Annotated in this window: 2 protein-coding genes and 1 pseudogene; 2 read left to right on the top strand and 1 reads right to left on the bottom strand. The window is 40.2% G+C overall.

Annotated elements, in window-relative coordinates; all coding sequences use genetic code 11:
• Positions 1–203: 203 nt before the first annotated feature.
• On the top strand, positions 204–779 hold the full coding sequence (locus H5202_RS22285) for a CoA pyrophosphatase (protein WP_182773950.1): 576 nt from the start codon (positions 204–206) through the stop codon (positions 777–779).
• A 100-nt stretch (positions 780–879) separates the two neighbouring features.
• On the opposite strand, the gene H5202_RS22280 is transcribed toward H5202_RS22285, so the two are convergent.
• Positions 880–1,215, bottom strand: a complete 336-nt coding sequence (locus H5202_RS22280) for a hypothetical protein (RefSeq protein WP_182773949.1) — start codon at positions 1,213–1,215, stop codon at positions 880–882.
• 181 nt (positions 1,216–1,396) lie between these two features.
• On the opposite strand from H5202_RS22280, the pseudogene H5202_RS22275 reads away from it, so the two are divergent.
• Positions 1,397–1,558 (top strand): annotated as a pseudogene (locus H5202_RS22275) (asparagine--tRNA ligase); the annotation flags it as partial.

Genomic DNA, 1,558 nt, shown 5'->3' with positions numbered 1-1,558 from the left:
CAGTAGTTCTCGTCAACAGCCCCTGCGATACTTTATCTCCTGCGTTTAAACGCCATGCATGGTGGAAATATATTATTTTTATGGAAAATATAGATCCTTCAGCCGTACGTCAAAATCATATTAAGCAGCATAGAAAGTGAGAAACTCGCCCTCAGGAATTGGTATGACACCGAATAGCCTATTAACTGGATTTAGAATCACCAATGAATAAACACGAATTCACTTTGCGTTACAACTTACATTGTTTGCGTTCGACAATTACTTCAGCGCCACCATCTTACCTTGGCCGCGAAGCCGCTGTATTAATCCCTGTTATTGAAATAGAGCAACAACTGCACCTTATTTTAACCCGACGTCCGATGCATTTACGTCACCATCCAGGGCAAATTAGCTTTCCTGGTGGCAAAGTTGAGCCTGATGATATTAATGCAATCCACACTGCACTGCGCGAAGCTCACGAAGAAATTGGTTTAGTGGCTGATAATGTTGATATTTTAGGTGTGTTTCCAGCCCATAAAACCTTTACAGGTTTTGAGATTACCCCCGTAGTGGCTATGGTAAAGCAGCCATTTGAGCTGGTTCTCGACCCAGGCGAAGTGGAAGACTGTTTCTCGGTCCCATTAAGCTTTTTTATTGAACGGAGTAACCGTCACAAAATGTTTCATTATCGTCACGGCGCACATTATCAAGTGCACTTTATGCTATTTGAAGACAAATTTATCTGGGGGGTAACGGCAGCGATAATAGATTTGCTGTGTCATCATGTTGAAAAGAATTAATCACTGCAGGTGCATTAATTAAAAGCCGATTGATGGTTGAAATAAATCAGCTTAGATCCATTTCGCTTAAATTAATTGCTCCAAGCATCACCAATATTATTTACACCACGTAACGAATATACAAACCCGCTGCTAGTGATACCAAAAACAACAACGGAATATTGACCCAAAAACCAATTCGAGTAGTGGCTTTTGCATAAAAATTTACCAGCAGATTCAGAAAGCTAACGCCAGCACACAACCATATTAAGTATTCTAATTTAATGGTTAACTCAGGATCCCAGTTTAATCGAACAGACACACCTTTACTCATAAAGTATCCAACTGCGCGATCAGGTCTGGCTTCACCAAAAATAATCAATGCATAAATGGCTAAACTCCAGCTTAATAGCGACAAAACCGTCAATACAACCTGTATAATTCCTAATCGAGACATTGCCTTTCCTTGGTTTACTAGAGAATATAAAGGCCAATTAGCCAAATATTTAACCGACTTACTCAAAAGTATCACATTAATCAGCGTAGAATAGCGTTTTCAGCTTGAGAAAAGCTACCATCAAGGTAAGATAAACCCCAATTTTATATTTATATTCGATACGTTGGAGAATAAAGCAACAATGAGCATTGCATCTGTCGCTTCTGTATTTAAAGGTGAACACGCCGTTGGTTCGCAAGTCACTGTCCGTGGCTGGGTAAGAACTCGTCGTGATTCAAAAGCGGGTATCTCTTTCTTGGCCGTGTATGACGGTTCATGTTTCGACCCTATTCAAGGTGTCTTG

This window comes from Shewanella sp. SG41-4 (genome assembly GCF_014164505.1).
Lineage (GTDB): Bacteria > Pseudomonadota > Gammaproteobacteria > Enterobacterales > Shewanellaceae > Shewanella.
This window is presented reverse-complemented; position numbering and strand designations above follow the sequence as displayed.

Bases quoted from the DNA above. Each gene is read 5' to 3' on its own strand.
- H5202_RS22280 (WP_182773949.1), bottom strand. From the start codon at position 1,215: ATGTCTCGATTAGGAATTATACAGGTTGTATTGACGGTTTTGTCGCTA.
- H5202_RS22285 (WP_182773950.1), top strand. From the start codon at position 204: ATGAATAAACACGAATTCACTTTGCGTTACAACTTACATTGTTTGCGT.